10 protein-coding genes are annotated in these 12394 nt (G+C 65.5%); 4 read left to right on the top strand and 6 right to left on the bottom strand.

From position 1 onward, the window contains the following. Positions 1–87: 87 nt before the first annotated feature. From EN846_RS08245 to EN846_RS08220, 6 genes are read right to left on the bottom strand one after another with little or no spacing between them, the layout of a single operon-like run. Entirely contained in the window at positions 88–1341 is a 1254-nt protein-coding gene (locus tag EN846_RS08245; RefSeq protein ID WP_126058402.1) for an ABC transporter substrate-binding protein, read from the bottom strand. 58 nt (positions 1342–1399) lie between these two features. After that, entirely contained in the window at positions 1400–2911 is a 1512-nt protein-coding gene (locus tag EN846_RS08240) for an aldehyde dehydrogenase family protein (RefSeq protein WP_127391822.1), read from the bottom strand. Between the two features lie 9 nt (positions 2912–2920). Next, a complete protein-coding gene (locus EN846_RS08235) occupies positions 2921–3697 on the bottom strand; it encodes an enoyl-CoA hydratase/isomerase family protein (RefSeq protein ID WP_128346770.1) in 777 nt (258 codons plus the stop codon). Continuing rightward, positions 3690–5291 carry an acyl CoA:acetate/3-ketoacid CoA transferase gene (locus EN846_RS08230; RefSeq protein ID WP_127391820.1) on the bottom strand — a complete coding sequence of 534 codons (1602 nt, stop codon included), beginning with the start codon at positions 5289–5291 and terminating at the stop codon, positions 3690–3692. Before EN846_RS08230 ends, EN846_RS08235 begins: the two co-directional genes overlap by 8 nt. Further along, positions 5288–6304, bottom strand: a complete 1017-nt coding sequence (locus EN846_RS08225) for a Gfo/Idh/MocA family oxidoreductase (protein ID WP_127391819.1) — start codon at positions 6302–6304, stop codon at positions 5288–5290. Before EN846_RS08225 ends, EN846_RS08230 begins: the two co-directional genes overlap by 4 nt. Beyond that, complete coding sequence (locus tag EN846_RS08220; protein ID WP_135858270.1) at positions 6301–7350, bottom strand: LacI family DNA-binding transcriptional regulator; 1050 nt, start codon at positions 7348–7350, stop codon at positions 6301–6303. The genes EN846_RS08225 and EN846_RS08220 overlap by 4 nt, the downstream gene beginning before the upstream one ends. A gap of 237 nt (positions 7351–7587) precedes the next feature. Here EN846_RS08220 and EN846_RS08215 point away from each other — a divergent pair, with 237 nt between their 5' ends. The 4 genes from EN846_RS08215 (at position 7588) to EN846_RS08200 (ending at position 12306) form a co-directional block, all read left to right on the top strand. Further along, the gene (locus tag EN846_RS08215) at positions 7588–8742 is read left to right on the top strand and encodes a dihydrodipicolinate synthase family protein (RefSeq protein ID WP_127391817.1); all 1155 of its coding nucleotides are present in this window, start codon (positions 7588–7590) and stop codon (positions 8740–8742) included. 99 nt (positions 8743–8841) lie between these two features. Further along, positions 8842–9924 carry a GDP-mannose 4,6-dehydratase gene (gene gmd / locus EN846_RS08210; protein ID WP_127391816.1) on the top strand — a complete coding sequence of 361 codons (1083 nt, stop codon included), beginning with the start codon at positions 8842–8844 and terminating at the stop codon, positions 9922–9924. Then, positions 9921–10883 (top strand): GDP-L-fucose synthase, encoded by a 963-nt coding sequence (locus EN846_RS08205; protein ID WP_127391815.1) that lies wholly within the window; start codon positions 9921–9923, stop codon positions 10881–10883. The genes gmd and EN846_RS08205 overlap by 4 nt, the downstream gene beginning before the upstream one ends. Next, positions 10828–12306: a hypothetical protein gene (locus tag EN846_RS08200; RefSeq protein WP_245518494.1), complete on the top strand. Its 1479-nt coding sequence runs from the start codon at positions 10828–10830 to the stop codon at positions 12304–12306. Before EN846_RS08205 ends, EN846_RS08200 begins: the two co-directional genes overlap by 56 nt. Positions 12307–12394: the final 88 nt, after the last annotated feature.

Here is a 12394-nt window from a genome sequence, read left to right as displayed (position 1 = left end):
GCGACGCGCCAGCCCGGGCAATCCCGGACCTTGCCTCGGTGAAAGTCTCCCCCGCCCATGGCGGGGGAGATTTGTTTTGAGCGCCGCTTACTTGGCGTCGTCGATCGCCTTGACAAGCTCGGTCACGGCCTCGTCCGAGGTCTTGATCTGGCCATGGACGAACTTCGAGACGACGTCCTTGTAGGCGTTGGCGACGGCCGGCGGGGCGCCATAGCCCTGAGCCAGCGAGCCGAACAGCGTGCCGCCTTCGTTGGCGGCCTTCAGGTCGGCGATGCCCTTCTTGCCGCAAGCGTCGAAGTCGGTGTCAGGCACGTCGGTGCGGGCCGGAACCGAACCCTTGACGACGTTGAAGGCCGACTGGAAGCTCTTCGACAGCGTGGCGGTGGCAAGCGCTGCCTGGGCGGCCTTGCGGTCGTCCGGAACGTTGAACATGCCGAACATGTCGGAGTTGTAGATCACCGAGCCGTCGGTGCCCGGGAAGCGATAGCACAGGAAGTCGGTGCCCGGGGTCTTCTTGGCGGCGTGGAACTCGCCCTTGGCCCAGTCGCCCATGACCTGAACCAGCGCGTCGCCCTTGATGACCATGGCAGTGGCGAGGTTCCAGTCGCGGCCCGAGAAGTTCGGGTCGACATAGGTGACCAGCTTGGCGAGGTTGTCGAACGACTTCTTCATCGTGTCGGACTTCAGCGATTCCTCGTCGAGGTCGTTGAAGGCCTTCTTGTAGAATTCCGGGCCGCCGGTCGACAGCACGACGGAGTCGAACATCGTAGCTTCCTGCCAGTTCTGACCGCCGAGCGCGAGCGGGATGACGCCCGCGGCCTTGGCCTTGTCGAGCAAGGCGACGAAGTCGTCGAAGGTCTTCGGCTCGGCGCCGCCGATCTTGTCCATCACCGCCTTGTTGATCCACAGCCAGTTGACCGAGTGGACGTTGACCGGAGCCGCGACCCACTTGCCGTCATAGACCGAGAACTTCTGCAGGGCCGCCGGAACCGACTTGTCCCAGCCTTCCTTCTTCGCCGTCTCGGTCAGGTCGCCCATGACGCCGGCGGCGGCATAGTCGAGCACGGTGTAGCCGAGCATCTGAGAGGCGGTCGGGTAGTTGCCGGCCGCGACCATCGCCTTCAGCGCCGTCATCGCGGCGTCGCCGCCGCCGCCAGCCACCGGCACGTCCTTCCAGGCATAGCCTTCCTTGGACAGATCCTCCTTGAGGACGTTCAGAGCAGCCGCTTCGCCGCCCGACGTCCACCAATGCAGCATCTGCACTTCCTTGACGTCGGCGGCATGCGCCGAAAACGCAAAGGTCGACGCAAGAGCCGTTCCGATAAGCAGTTTGCGCAACATGTAGTTCCTCCCTTGTTGCATGCACATAACCGACGGATGTCCGCCGGGGTCTCCCAACTCAGCCGACCCACCAACCGGTGCGCTGGCCGCGATGAAACTGGATTGTCTTTTCCTCTGTATAGTCCTCGACAGCGCGCTTGCCGAGTTCACGTCCGAGACCGGACTGTTTGTAGCCTCCGAACGGCAGCTCGGGGTAACCTTCCATGAACGTGTTCACCCAAACCGTCCCCGAACGCACACTCCGCGCCACCGACATGCAGGTGTCGATGCTGGCGCTCCACACACCCGCAGACAGACCATAGGGCGTGTTGTTGGCGATGTGCAATGCCCTTTCAATCGATTCAAAAGTCAGCACGGAAAGCACCGGGCCGAACACTTCTTCGCGCGCGACGGCCATATCCTCGGTGACGCCGCGGATGATGGTCGGATCGAGATACTGGCCGGCGTTTGACGCGAGCTGGCGGCCGCCGGCATAGACGGCGCCGCCGTCGCCGGCCGCAGCCGTCACATAGCCGGCTACCTTGGCCAGATGGTCGGTGGAGATCATGGCGCCGACCTTGGTGCGATCGTCGAGCGGATCGCCGACCGTCACCCTTGCGGTCAGCGCCTTGACGGCGGCGAGGAAGTCGTCGGCGATCGCTTCATGCACGATCAGCCGGCTGCCGGCATTGCAGCATTCGCCGGCATTGAAGAAGCCGCCGAACACCGCGGCGTCGGCGGCGGCTTCGAGATCGGCGTCGGGGAAGACGATCTGGCCATTCTTGCCGCCGAGTTCCATCGACACCTTTTTCAGGGAATTCGAGGCGGCAGCCATGGTCATCTTGCCGACCCGGGTCGAGCCGGTGAAGGACACCATCTCGACCAGCGGATGGCTGACCATCGGCGCGCCGACATCGCCGCCCAAGCCGGCGAGGATGTTGACTACGCCGGCGGGGAGGCCTGCTTCGAGCAGGATGTCGCCGAGCACGAAGGTCGAGGCCGAGGTCATCTCGCTCGGCTTGACCACCGCCGTGCAGCCGGCGGCCAGCGCGAAGGGCAGTTTCTGGCTGACGATCAGGAAGGGGAAATTCCACGGCGTGATGATCGAGACGACGCCGATCGGCTCGCGCAGCACGACGCCGAGCATCGCGTCTCCGAGATTGGCATAGCTCTCGCCATGCAGCGCGCGGGAGAGCGAGGCGGCATAGCGCCAGATGTCGACGGCGCCGCCGATCTCGCCGCGCGCCTGGGCGATCGGCTTGCCGGACTCCAGCGCGTCGAGCCTGGCGATCTCTTCCAGTCGGACCTCGATCAGGTCGGCCGCCTTGAGCAGGATGGCAGCGCGCTCGGACGCCTTCATGCGCGGCCATGGGCCGGTCTCGAAGGCCTTGTGCGCGGCGGCCACCGCGGCCTCGACTTCCGCTTCGCCGGCCTGCGCATAGTGCGAGACGGTAAAGCCGTGGCCGGGGCTTCTGCGCTCCAGCACGCGGCCGTCGCGGGCCTCGACATGCTTGCCGTCGATCAGCAGCTTGTAGGTCTTCGGCGCCGCGGACGCCTCGGCCGGCATGGAAATCTTGAGGGGTGCGTTCATCGGATTCCTCTAGGACCTCGAAAAGGCCGGCTTCTGCTTGGCCTTGAAGGCATCGACGCCGGCCTTGAGGTCGCCGGTCAGCGCGATGAAGCCGCTGGCCAGCGCTTCCGTGGCTGCAGCACTCTCCTCGCCTTCGGCGACCGCGATCATCAGCTTGGCGGCTTCGGTCGCCAGCGGCCCGCGCTCGGCGATTTTTTCTCCCCATGTCCTGGCCTCGGCGAGCGCCTTGCCGGTCTCGACGACGCGGTCGACAACGCCGAGCGCAAGCGCTTCGCTCGCCAGCAGGACTTCGCCTCCAATGGTCATGCGCCGCACCGTCTGCGCGCCGAAGCGGCGCACGGCGCGCTGCGTGCCAGACCAGCCGGGGACGACGCCGATCGAGGTTTCGGGAAAGCCGAGCTTCACCTGCGTCTCCGCGACGCGGAAATCGCAGGCCACCGCCAGCTCCAGGCCGCCGCCCAGGGCATGGCCGGACAGCACCGCGATGGTCGGCTGCCGGAGCCGTGCCAGCCGGTCGAAGACACGGTGGCCATAGCGGACCCATTGCACCTGGAAATCGGCGGCGCTCAATCGCGCCCAGGCCTCGACGTCGCCGCCGGCGCAAAAGCCCTTGCCTTCGCCACGGACGAGCACGACACGCACGCCCTCAGCCAGCTCCGCCTCGTCAAGCGCCGCTTCGAGCGCGCGCAGCATCGGAATGTCCAGCGCGTTGAACTTTTCCGGCCGGCGCAGCGTGACGATGCCGATGGCGCCGTCCTGTTCGAAGCTGACGAGACGTTCAGCCATGCGCGCCTCCGAGCGAAGCGCCGCCATTCAGCAATAGGCCGATCGGCCGATCCTGGTAGAGCGACTCCGGCGTCACCTTGAGGTCATTGGCAATACCGAGCGGAATGTCGGCCTGCGCCAAGACATCGCGTTCCAGGTCGATGCCGGGCGCAAGCTCGGTCACCATCAACCCGTCGGGCGTCAGCTTCATCACGCAGCGCTCGGTGACATAGGTGATGTCCTGCCCTTGCGCGACCGCGCGCTTGCCGGAGAAGGAGATGTGCTCGACCTCTTCGACGACCTTCTTGACCTTGCCTTCCTGGTCGATGCGGATGCCGCCGTCGGCCAGCGACAGCTTGGCGCCGGCGTTGAAGAAGCCGGAGAAGACGATCTTCTTCGCCCGCGAGGTGATGTCGACGAAGCCGCCGGCGCCGGCGGTGACATGCGGCCGCGCCGAAAGTTTCGAGACATTGACCGAGCCATGGCGGTCGATCTGCAGGAAGGACAAGAGCGAGGCGTCGAAGCCGCCGGCCTGGAAGTAGATGAACTGGTGCGGCGAGGGCATGATCGCCTCGGCATTGGAGGCGCAGCCGAACTTGAAGTCGAGCAGCGGCACGCCGCCTACAGCGCCCTGCTCGATCACCCAGGTGACCTTGCCGTGCTGGCCTTCCTCCAGAAGGATGCGCGGCACGTTGGCGGAGATGCCGAAGCCGATGTTGACGGCCATGCCGTCGCGCAACTCCATGGCGACGCGGCGCGCGATCACCTTCTGGACGTTCATCTCCGCGTTGCGGAAGGTCGACAGCGGCCGGAAGATCTCGCCGGAGATCGCCGGATCGTAAGGGGTCAGCGTCGTCTGCAACTGGTCGGGCGCGACGACGATGTGGTCGACGAGCACCCCAGGCACACGAACGTCGTGCGGCTTCAGCGTGCCGTTCTCGACGACGCGTTTGACCTGGGCGATGACGACACCGCCATTGTTGCGGGCGGCGAGAGCCTGCTCCAGCCCGCCGAGATAGGCGCCTTCGTGCTCATAGGTGAGGTTGCCGCGCTCGTCGGCGGTGGTGGCGCGGATGATCGAGACGTTGGGAACGATGGCGCGGAAATAGAGCCATTCCTCGCCGTCGAACTGCTGCACCGATACGATCGGCTCGCTGGCCGCCGCGTTCATGGCGCAGCCCTGGTGGCGGGGGTCGGCGAAGGTGTCGAGACCGACCTTGGTCAGCACCCCCGGCCGCTTGGCGGCGGCCTCGCGGTGCATGTCGAACAGGATGCCGGACGGCACATTGTAGGCCGCGACCGAATTGTCGCCGATCATCTTCCAGATCTGCGGCGGCTCGGCGGATGACGGGCCGGAAGGGTAGGAGCCGCAAAGCGTGCGCTTCAACAGGCCGGGTTTCGCCAGATGATCGATGCCCTTGATGCCGTACATGTCGCCTGCGGCGATCGGGTGCAGCGTGGTGATGGCCTTCGGGTGGGCTTCGGCATCGAAGCGCTCGCCGATCGCGGCAAGCACGGCATCCGGGCAGCCGAGGCCGCTCGATGACGACACCGACACGACCATGCCGTCCTTGATCAGGCTGGCAGCCTGCGCCGCGGAAATGACCTTGCTCACGCCGCGCTCCCGAGTTTCGGATCGATGGTGACGGCCTTGCCCGATTTGGCCGATTGCAGCGCGGCTTCAGCCGCCGCCAGCGACCAGACACCGTCCTCGCCGGTGGCGGAAGGCCGGCCTTCGCCGCGGATCGCGGCATGGAACTGGCGCAGCGAGCGCGCGTAGAGGTCCTCGCGGTCGAAGCTCAGCTCTTCCTCGCCGGCGCCCGTGCGTAACAGCACCGAGCCGACCGGCTTCTGGGTCATGACATTGGTGGCGAACAGCGAACCTTCCGAGCCGTGCACCTCGAAGCCGGTGCCGGCGAATTTCGTCGTGAAGCCCTCATGCGACTGGGCAATGACGCCCGATTTGAAGCGCCAGATGCACATGGCGCCGTCCTCCAGCCCGCTGCCGGCCATGCCGACGCTTTGCGTGAAGGCGGAAATCTCGACCGGATCGTCGCCGAGCACGAAGCGCAGCGTGTCGGCATCGTGCACTGTGATGTCGAGCACCACGCCGCCGCCAGCCTCGGGCCTGCTGATGCGCCAGCCCTGCAGGTTTTCCGGCAGAAAGACGGAATGGAAGACGCGCGCGGCGATTGGCTTGCCGATCCTGCCGGCGGCGATCGCCTCGCGCATGGCGCGATGCGCGCCGGCATTGCGCAGATGATGGTTGGTGCCGAGCACGACGCCGGCAGCGTTGGCGGCGGCGACCATCTTCCTGGCATCGGCGCTGGTCAGCGCCAGCGGCTTTTCGCACAGCACATGCTTGCCCGCCTCGATCGCGGCAAGCGCTTGTTCGAGATGCAGCTCGTTGGTGGTCGAGATGTAGACGGCGTCGACGCCGGCGCCGAGCAGATCGGCGAGTGCCGAGACGCCGCGCGGAATGCCGTTCTCGCCGGCATAGGTGTTGGCGCGCTCGGGGCTGGAGCTCATCACCGCAACGACCTCGCCATCGCCCTGCGCGCGGATAGCGTTGATCACGAACTGTCTGGCGATCGTGCTGGCGCCGATCAGTCCCCACCTGACGGTCATGCCGCGTCTCCCATTCCCGGACGGCGCGGGCGGGCCGGCCCGCAGCTTTCCCTGACCACCAGGTTGACCGCGCCGATGTGGTCCTCGGCGCGGGTGGTGCGCGACTGGATCATCTTCAGCATGGCATGGGCGGCGCGCTCGCCGAGGCCGGCCGCGTCGACCGCGACGCTGGTCAGCGCGGGCATGTAGTGTTCGGCCTCGGTCACGTCGTCGAAGCCGACGACGGCGAAATCCGCGCCGGGCTCCAGTCCGTGCTTGCGCAGCGCCAGCATGGCGCCGAAGGCGACCGCGTCGTTGAAGCAAAGCGCGGCCGTCGGCGGCTCGGCCATGGCAATGGCGGTATCCAGGCAAGCGATGCCGCCCTTGCGGCTGGTCTCACCTTCGAAGACCAGCGTGTCGGCGGCGGCAATGCCCAGCGTCGCGCAGGCCTCGCGGAAACCGCCGAGCCGCTCGTGATAGACGACGAGGTCGGAAGAACCGCCGAAGAAGGCCAGCCGGCGATGGCCCTTGCCGATCAGGTGGGCGGTGGCGAGAAAGGCGCCGCGATGATTGTCGGGCGCGATCACCGGGATGCGGCTCTCGGGCAGCCGGCGCATGGCGAAGACAACCGGAACGCCGGCTGTCTCGATGCGGCGGAAAGCGCCCGGCGTGGTGCCGCGCGCCGGCGACACGATCAGCCCGGCGACGCCCTGCTCCATCAGCGACTTCAGCACTTCTTCCTGGCGCACCGGGTTCTCGGCCGTGTTGGCGATGAAGGGCACGATGCCGGCCGACTGGAAGACGCGCTCCATGCCGACCGCCAGCTCGGTGAAGAAGGGATTGGTGAGGTCGTTGATGACCATGCCGATGACGTTGGAGTGAGCCTTGCGCAAATTGGCGGCGCCGCGGTTGTAAACGTAGCCGACATCCTCGATCGCCTTGCGCACCTTGACCGCCGTCTCGGGCCGGATCAGCCCGCTGCCCTGCAGCACGAGCGATACCGTCGACTTGGACACGCCCGCCTCGCGGGCGATGTCGAGTATCGTCGCCTTGGCCCGGCTGGCCATCCAGATCGTTCCTCCCAATTGGTCAAATTTATTGGAACGTTCTAATCATGGGATGCAGCGAGAGTCAATCCGGTTTTCTGGAAAACGGAAAAATCGACAATTCTCTTACGTCAACGCCTTATTCGGTAAGGGAAGTTGTGTTGCGTTGCAGCATTCCGGCGAACCGAGCGCCAAAATCATAAAGCTTCTTGATTTATTGGAACGTTCCATCTATAGGCATGCCAAAGGGAGAGTTTCATGGACATCACCTTGCCAGGCGAGGGTGGCCGCCGCGCCAGCTACCGGCTTCTCGGCCGGCCTGCGCAGCCGGTTGCCGGGGCGCGCTTTTCGCGCATCGCCTATGCCGCCGCCCATGTCGTCGCCGACCCGCTTGCGATGACCGACCCGTGGTCGCTGCCCGTCGTCGACTGGGACAGGACGATGGCGTTCCGCCATCACCTGTGGCGCCTCGGCTTCCGCATCGCTGAGGCGATGGACACCTCGCAGCGCGGCATGGGTTTCGACTGGGCAAGCGCGAAGGAATTGATCCGCCGCTCGATCGCAGAGGCGCGGACCGTCGAAGGGGCCGATCTCGCTTCCGGGGCGGGCACCGATCATCTGGCGCCTTCCGCGGCGAGCACGCTCGACGATGTGATTGCCGCCTATGAGGAGCAGTTCGGCTTCATCGAGGGGCAGGGCGGCAAGGCGATCATGATGGCGAGCCGGGCGCTGGCGGTGGTCGCCAAAGGTCCCGACGACTATGCCCGCGTCTACGACCGGATTCTGTCGCAGGCGTCCGGCAAGGTGATCCTGCACTGGCTGGGCGACATGTTCGACCCGGCCCTGAAGGGATACTGGGGCAGTGGTGATTTCGAGACGGCGCTCGATACGGTCGTGGCCGTCATCGAGCGGCATGCCGGCAAGGTCGAGGGCATAAAGATATCGCTGCTCGATGCCGGCAAGGAGGTGGCGCTGCGGGACCGGTTGCCGGACGGCGTCGTCATGTTCACCGGCGACGACTTCAACTACCCCGAGATGATCGCCGGCGACGGCAGCAAGCACTCGCATGCCTTGCTCGGGATTTTCGACGCCATCGCGCCGGTCGCCAACGCGGCGCTGGCCAGGCTAGCCGATGGCGACCGCGCCGGCTATGACGCGCTGATGGCGCCGACGGTGCCGCTGTCGCGCAAGATCTTCGAGGCGCCGACCGAGTACTACAAGGCCGGCATCGTCTTCATGGCCTGGCTCAACGGCCACCAGGAGCATTTCGCGATGGTCGGCGGCATGCAGTCGGCGCGCGGCATCCTGCATTATGCCGATGTGTTCCGGCTGGCCGACCAGGCGGGATTGCTGGCCGATCCCGAGCTTGCGGTGGCCAGAATGAAGAGCCTCTGCGCCGTCGCGGGTATTTGACCGCGACGCCCGATCGGTTCCGATCGAAGACCACAAATTTGCCTTGGCCGGACAAATCTGTTTTCCCTATCCGTCCCGAGGGGCGGGCGAAGACGGACAATGACGGGCAAAGTGGCGCTCATCACCGGCGTGACCGGGCAGGACGGAGCCTATCTGGCGCAATTGCTGCTTGAGAAGGGCTACGTCGTCCACGGCGTCAAACGCCGTTCGTCCTCGTTCAACACCGGGCGCATCGACGACATCTATGTCGATCCGCATGAGCGCGACGCGCGCCTCTTCCTGCACTATGGCGATCTGACCGACGCGGCCAACCTGATCCGCCTCGTGCAGGAGACGCGGCCCGACGAAATCTACAATCTCGGCGCCCAGAGCCACGTCCAGGTGAGTTTCGAGGAACCGGAATACACCGGCAACGCCAATGCGCTGGGGACGCTCAGGCTGCTGGAGGCGATCCGTATCCTCGGCCTTGAAAAGTCGGTGCGCTTCTATCAGGCCTCGACCTCCGAGCTCTACGGCCAGGCCTCGGAAGCGCCGCAGAACGAGACCACGCCCTTCCGTCCGCGCTCGCCCTATGCGGCAGCCAAGCTCTACGCCTACTGGACGACGGTCAACTATCGCGAGGCCTATGGCATGTTCGCGGCCAACGGCATCCTGTTCAACCATGAGAGCCCGCGCCGTGGCGAGACCTTCGTCACCCGCAAGATCACGCGCGCCGTGGCCGCGATCCATCACCGGCGGCAGGATACGCTCTATCTCGGCAATATCGACGCCAGGCGCGACTGGGGCCATGCGCGCGACTATGTCGAAGGCATGTGGCGCATTCTCCAGCACGATGAGGCCGACGACTTCGTGCTGGCGACCGGCGAGACGCATTCGGTGCGCGAATTCGTCGAGCTGGCTTTCGCCGAGACGGGACGCACCATCCAATGGCAGGGCCAGGGCGCCGACGAGGTCGGCATCGACGCCGGCTCAGGTGCGATTGTGGTGCGCATCGACCCGCGCTATTTCCGGCCGACGGAGGTCGACCACCTGGTCGGCGACGCGTCCAAGGCCAGGGAGAAGCTGGGCTGGTCGCACAGGACCGGGTTCAGGGAGCTGGTGGCGGAAATGGTGCAGGCCGATCTCAAGCGTTCGGCCGGCGCCATAGCGGCCGGTGAACGTGGCTCGGGGGCGAGTTCATGATTTTCGATCTCAGGGGAAAACGGGTGTTCGTCGCCGGGCATCGCGGCATGGTCGGCTCGGCGATCGTGCGCCGGCTGGCGGGCGAGGACTGCGAGATCCTGACGGTCGCGCGCAGCGAGCTCGACCTGCTCGACCAGGCCGGCGTGCGGCGCTGGATGGCCGAGCACAAGCCGGACGCGGTGGTCATGGCGGCCGCCAAGGTCGGCGGCATCCTGGCCAACGACACGCTTCCGGTCGACTTCCTGCACGAGAACCTTGTCGTGCAGACCAATGTCATGGAGAGCGCGTTTCGCAGCGAGGTGCAAAAGCTGCTGTTCCTGGGCTCGTCCTGCATCTATCCAAAACACGCGCCGCAGCCGATCCCGGAAGACGCGCTGCTGACCGGGCCGCTCGAGCCCACCAATGAATGGTATGCGGTCGCCAAGATCGCCGGGCTGAAACTCTGCCAGGCCTACCGGCGGCAATATGGCGTCGACTACATCTCGGCGATGCCGACCAACCTCTATGGTCCGGGCGACAATTTCGACCTGACCAGCAGCCATGTCGTGCCGGCCCTGATGCGCAAGGCCCATGAGGTCAAGCGCGCCGGCGAGCGGACCCTTCAGGTCTGGGGATCGGGCAGGCCGATGCGCGAGTTCCTGCATGTCGACGATGCCGCCGACGCGCTGGTCTGGCTGTTGAAAAACTATTCCGGCGATGGCCACGTCAATGTCGGCTCGGGAGAAGACATCAGCATTGGGGAGCTTGCCCGCACGATCCTGTCCGTGGTCGGCGTCGAAGCCACGGTGACCTTCGACGCGACCAAGCCGGACGGCACGCCGCGCAAGCTGATGGACGTGTCGCGCCTGTTTGCCACGGGCTGGCATCCGCGCTACTCGCTGCGCGATGGATTGGAACAGACCTATGCGTGGTTTCTCCGGCATGCCGAGAAAGGCGACGTCCGCCTCGGCGCGGGCTGAACCGCAATCGCCGCTGATTGCCGCAACGCGAAGGGACGGGCTGGGCAGCCGCCTTCTGGCAATGGCCAATGCAAAGTCGGTCGCGGACGCGTTCGACTACCGCTTCGGCTTCACCTGGAACCGGACGTCCGTTGCGGACAAGACCTTCCACGTCGTCGATGTCGTAGACAGGATCTTCTCCGCCAAATTCATCGAACGGCATTGGCTGGGGGCACGGATCAGAGAATCCGATTTCGACGTTCTCGATGCGGCCACCCTCAAGCGGCTCAGTCTTGAAGCTGGCAAGCGACCAGGCAATCCGAGCGGTTGGATCTGCGACGACTTTCGCGTCCTGGATCCTTTTCGCGGCGAAGAAGCCGGGCTCTTCGACGCATCCCGGGCGCTGCGCAGCTTCGGCTTCTCGGACAGCGTGCGGCAGGCGACCGACGCAGCCGCCCGCAATCGATTTCCACGCCCCATGGCCGCGCTGCATTTGCGCAGCGGCGACATTGTCCGTGGCAAATACCGGACGCGGCTGGTCTTCGGTCGCAAGGTCATCCCCGCGACGCTGGCCAAGGCGATCGTGAGGGAGTTGTCCTCGATGGGCCTGGCGACGCTGCTGATCGGAGAGGACCGCGCCACGCTCGACTATCTGAAGGCTGAAACCGGGGCGTCGCTGGCGGAGGACTTCGGAGCCGGCGCGTTCGAGGACCGGACGCAGCGGGCATTCTTCGAAATGGCGTTGATGGCGCAATGCCAGCGGATCCATGCAGGCAGCAGCATCTTTGCCTCGATTGCGTCGCTGATGGGCGGCATTCCCCTGATCGAGACGAACACCCTGTTCGATAAATCCCGAGCCGCGGAAATCATCCTGGACGAATTGAAGGATCGCCACGCCGACTATCATCCGCTCGAGGCTGCCTTCGGCTATCAAGCGGCCTTTCTCAACCTGGAAGACCGGATCGGTCCCGCGCAGGCGCGTGACATCCTCGAGAGGGCTCACGGGCTGGATCCGCAAAACGACGTCTATGCCCTGAAAATGGCCTCGGCCTATTTTCGCGAGCACGACTATCCGTCGGGAGAGGCTGTCTTGCGGTCGCTGATGGCAGCGCAATTCCAGGCCCGCCCGCAAATCCCATTGCCGATGATGAAAGTCCTCGGGGACGAGGCTTCGGGCGGCTTTGTCTTGATGAGAGACTTCGAATTCTTCCTCGCGGCGGCCAGGGCTGGCTATCCTTGTGCTGCTGCGTGCTCGGCCTGGATCCGCCAGCAGGTGTCGGCCGAGAGGAAGGCGGCGCTGGCGATGGCGCGGCAGTCGGTGACAGCGGAGCCGGCAAATCGCATGTTCAGGAAAATCGAACGGCGAATAAGGCAGGGTCGAAAACCGAAAGCGGGGCGGCTGGCGAAATTAAGGTGGCGGCTCGCCGGACTGGCGCGGTTCTAACGCTCCGCGCCGAACCAGGAGGCGCGATCGCCCGGGGCATCGTTCGCCGATTTTTTCCGATTCGTTTGAACCAATCCATCGAGGGGCG

The sequence above is a fragment of the Mesorhizobium sp. M4B.F.Ca.ET.203.01.1.1 genome, from assembly GCF_004791025.1.
GTDB classification, from domain to species: domain Bacteria; phylum Pseudomonadota; class Alphaproteobacteria; order Rhizobiales; family Rhizobiaceae; genus Mesorhizobium; species Mesorhizobium abyssinicae.
The sequence above is the reverse complement of the archived record's forward strand: the minus strand, read 5'-3'. Positions and strand labels throughout refer to the sequence as shown.

Excerpts from the sequence above, each read along its gene's own strand:
- EN846_RS08245 (WP_126058402.1), bottom strand. The coding sequence starts at position 1,341 with ATGTTGCGCAAACTGCTTATCGGAACGGCTCTTGCGTCGACCTTTGCG.
- EN846_RS08240 (WP_127391822.1), bottom strand. The coding sequence starts at position 2,911 with ATGAACGCACCCCTCAAGATTTCCATGCCGGCCGAGGCGTCCGCGGCG.
- EN846_RS08235 (WP_128346770.1), bottom strand. The coding sequence starts at position 3,697 with ATGGCTGAACGTCTCGTCAGCTTCGAACAGGACGGCGCCATCGGCATC.
- EN846_RS08225 (WP_127391819.1), bottom strand. The coding sequence starts at position 6,304 with ATGACCGTCAGGTGGGGACTGATCGGCGCCAGCACGATCGCCAGACAG.
- EN846_RS08220 (WP_135858270.1), bottom strand. The coding sequence starts at position 7,350 with ATGGCCAGCCGGGCCAAGGCGACGATACTCGACATCGCCCGCGAGGCG.
- EN846_RS08215 (WP_127391817.1), top strand. The coding sequence starts at position 7,588 with ATGGACATCACCTTGCCAGGCGAGGGTGGCCGCCGCGCCAGCTACCGG.
- gmd (WP_127391816.1), top strand. The coding sequence starts at position 8,842 with ATGACGGGCAAAGTGGCGCTCATCACCGGCGTGACCGGGCAGGACGGA.
- EN846_RS08205 (WP_127391815.1), top strand. The coding sequence starts at position 9,921 with ATGATTTTCGATCTCAGGGGAAAACGGGTGTTCGTCGCCGGGCATCGC.
- EN846_RS08200 (WP_245518494.1), top strand. The coding sequence starts at position 10,828 with ATGCGTGGTTTCTCCGGCATGCCGAGAAAGGCGACGTCCGCCTCGGCG.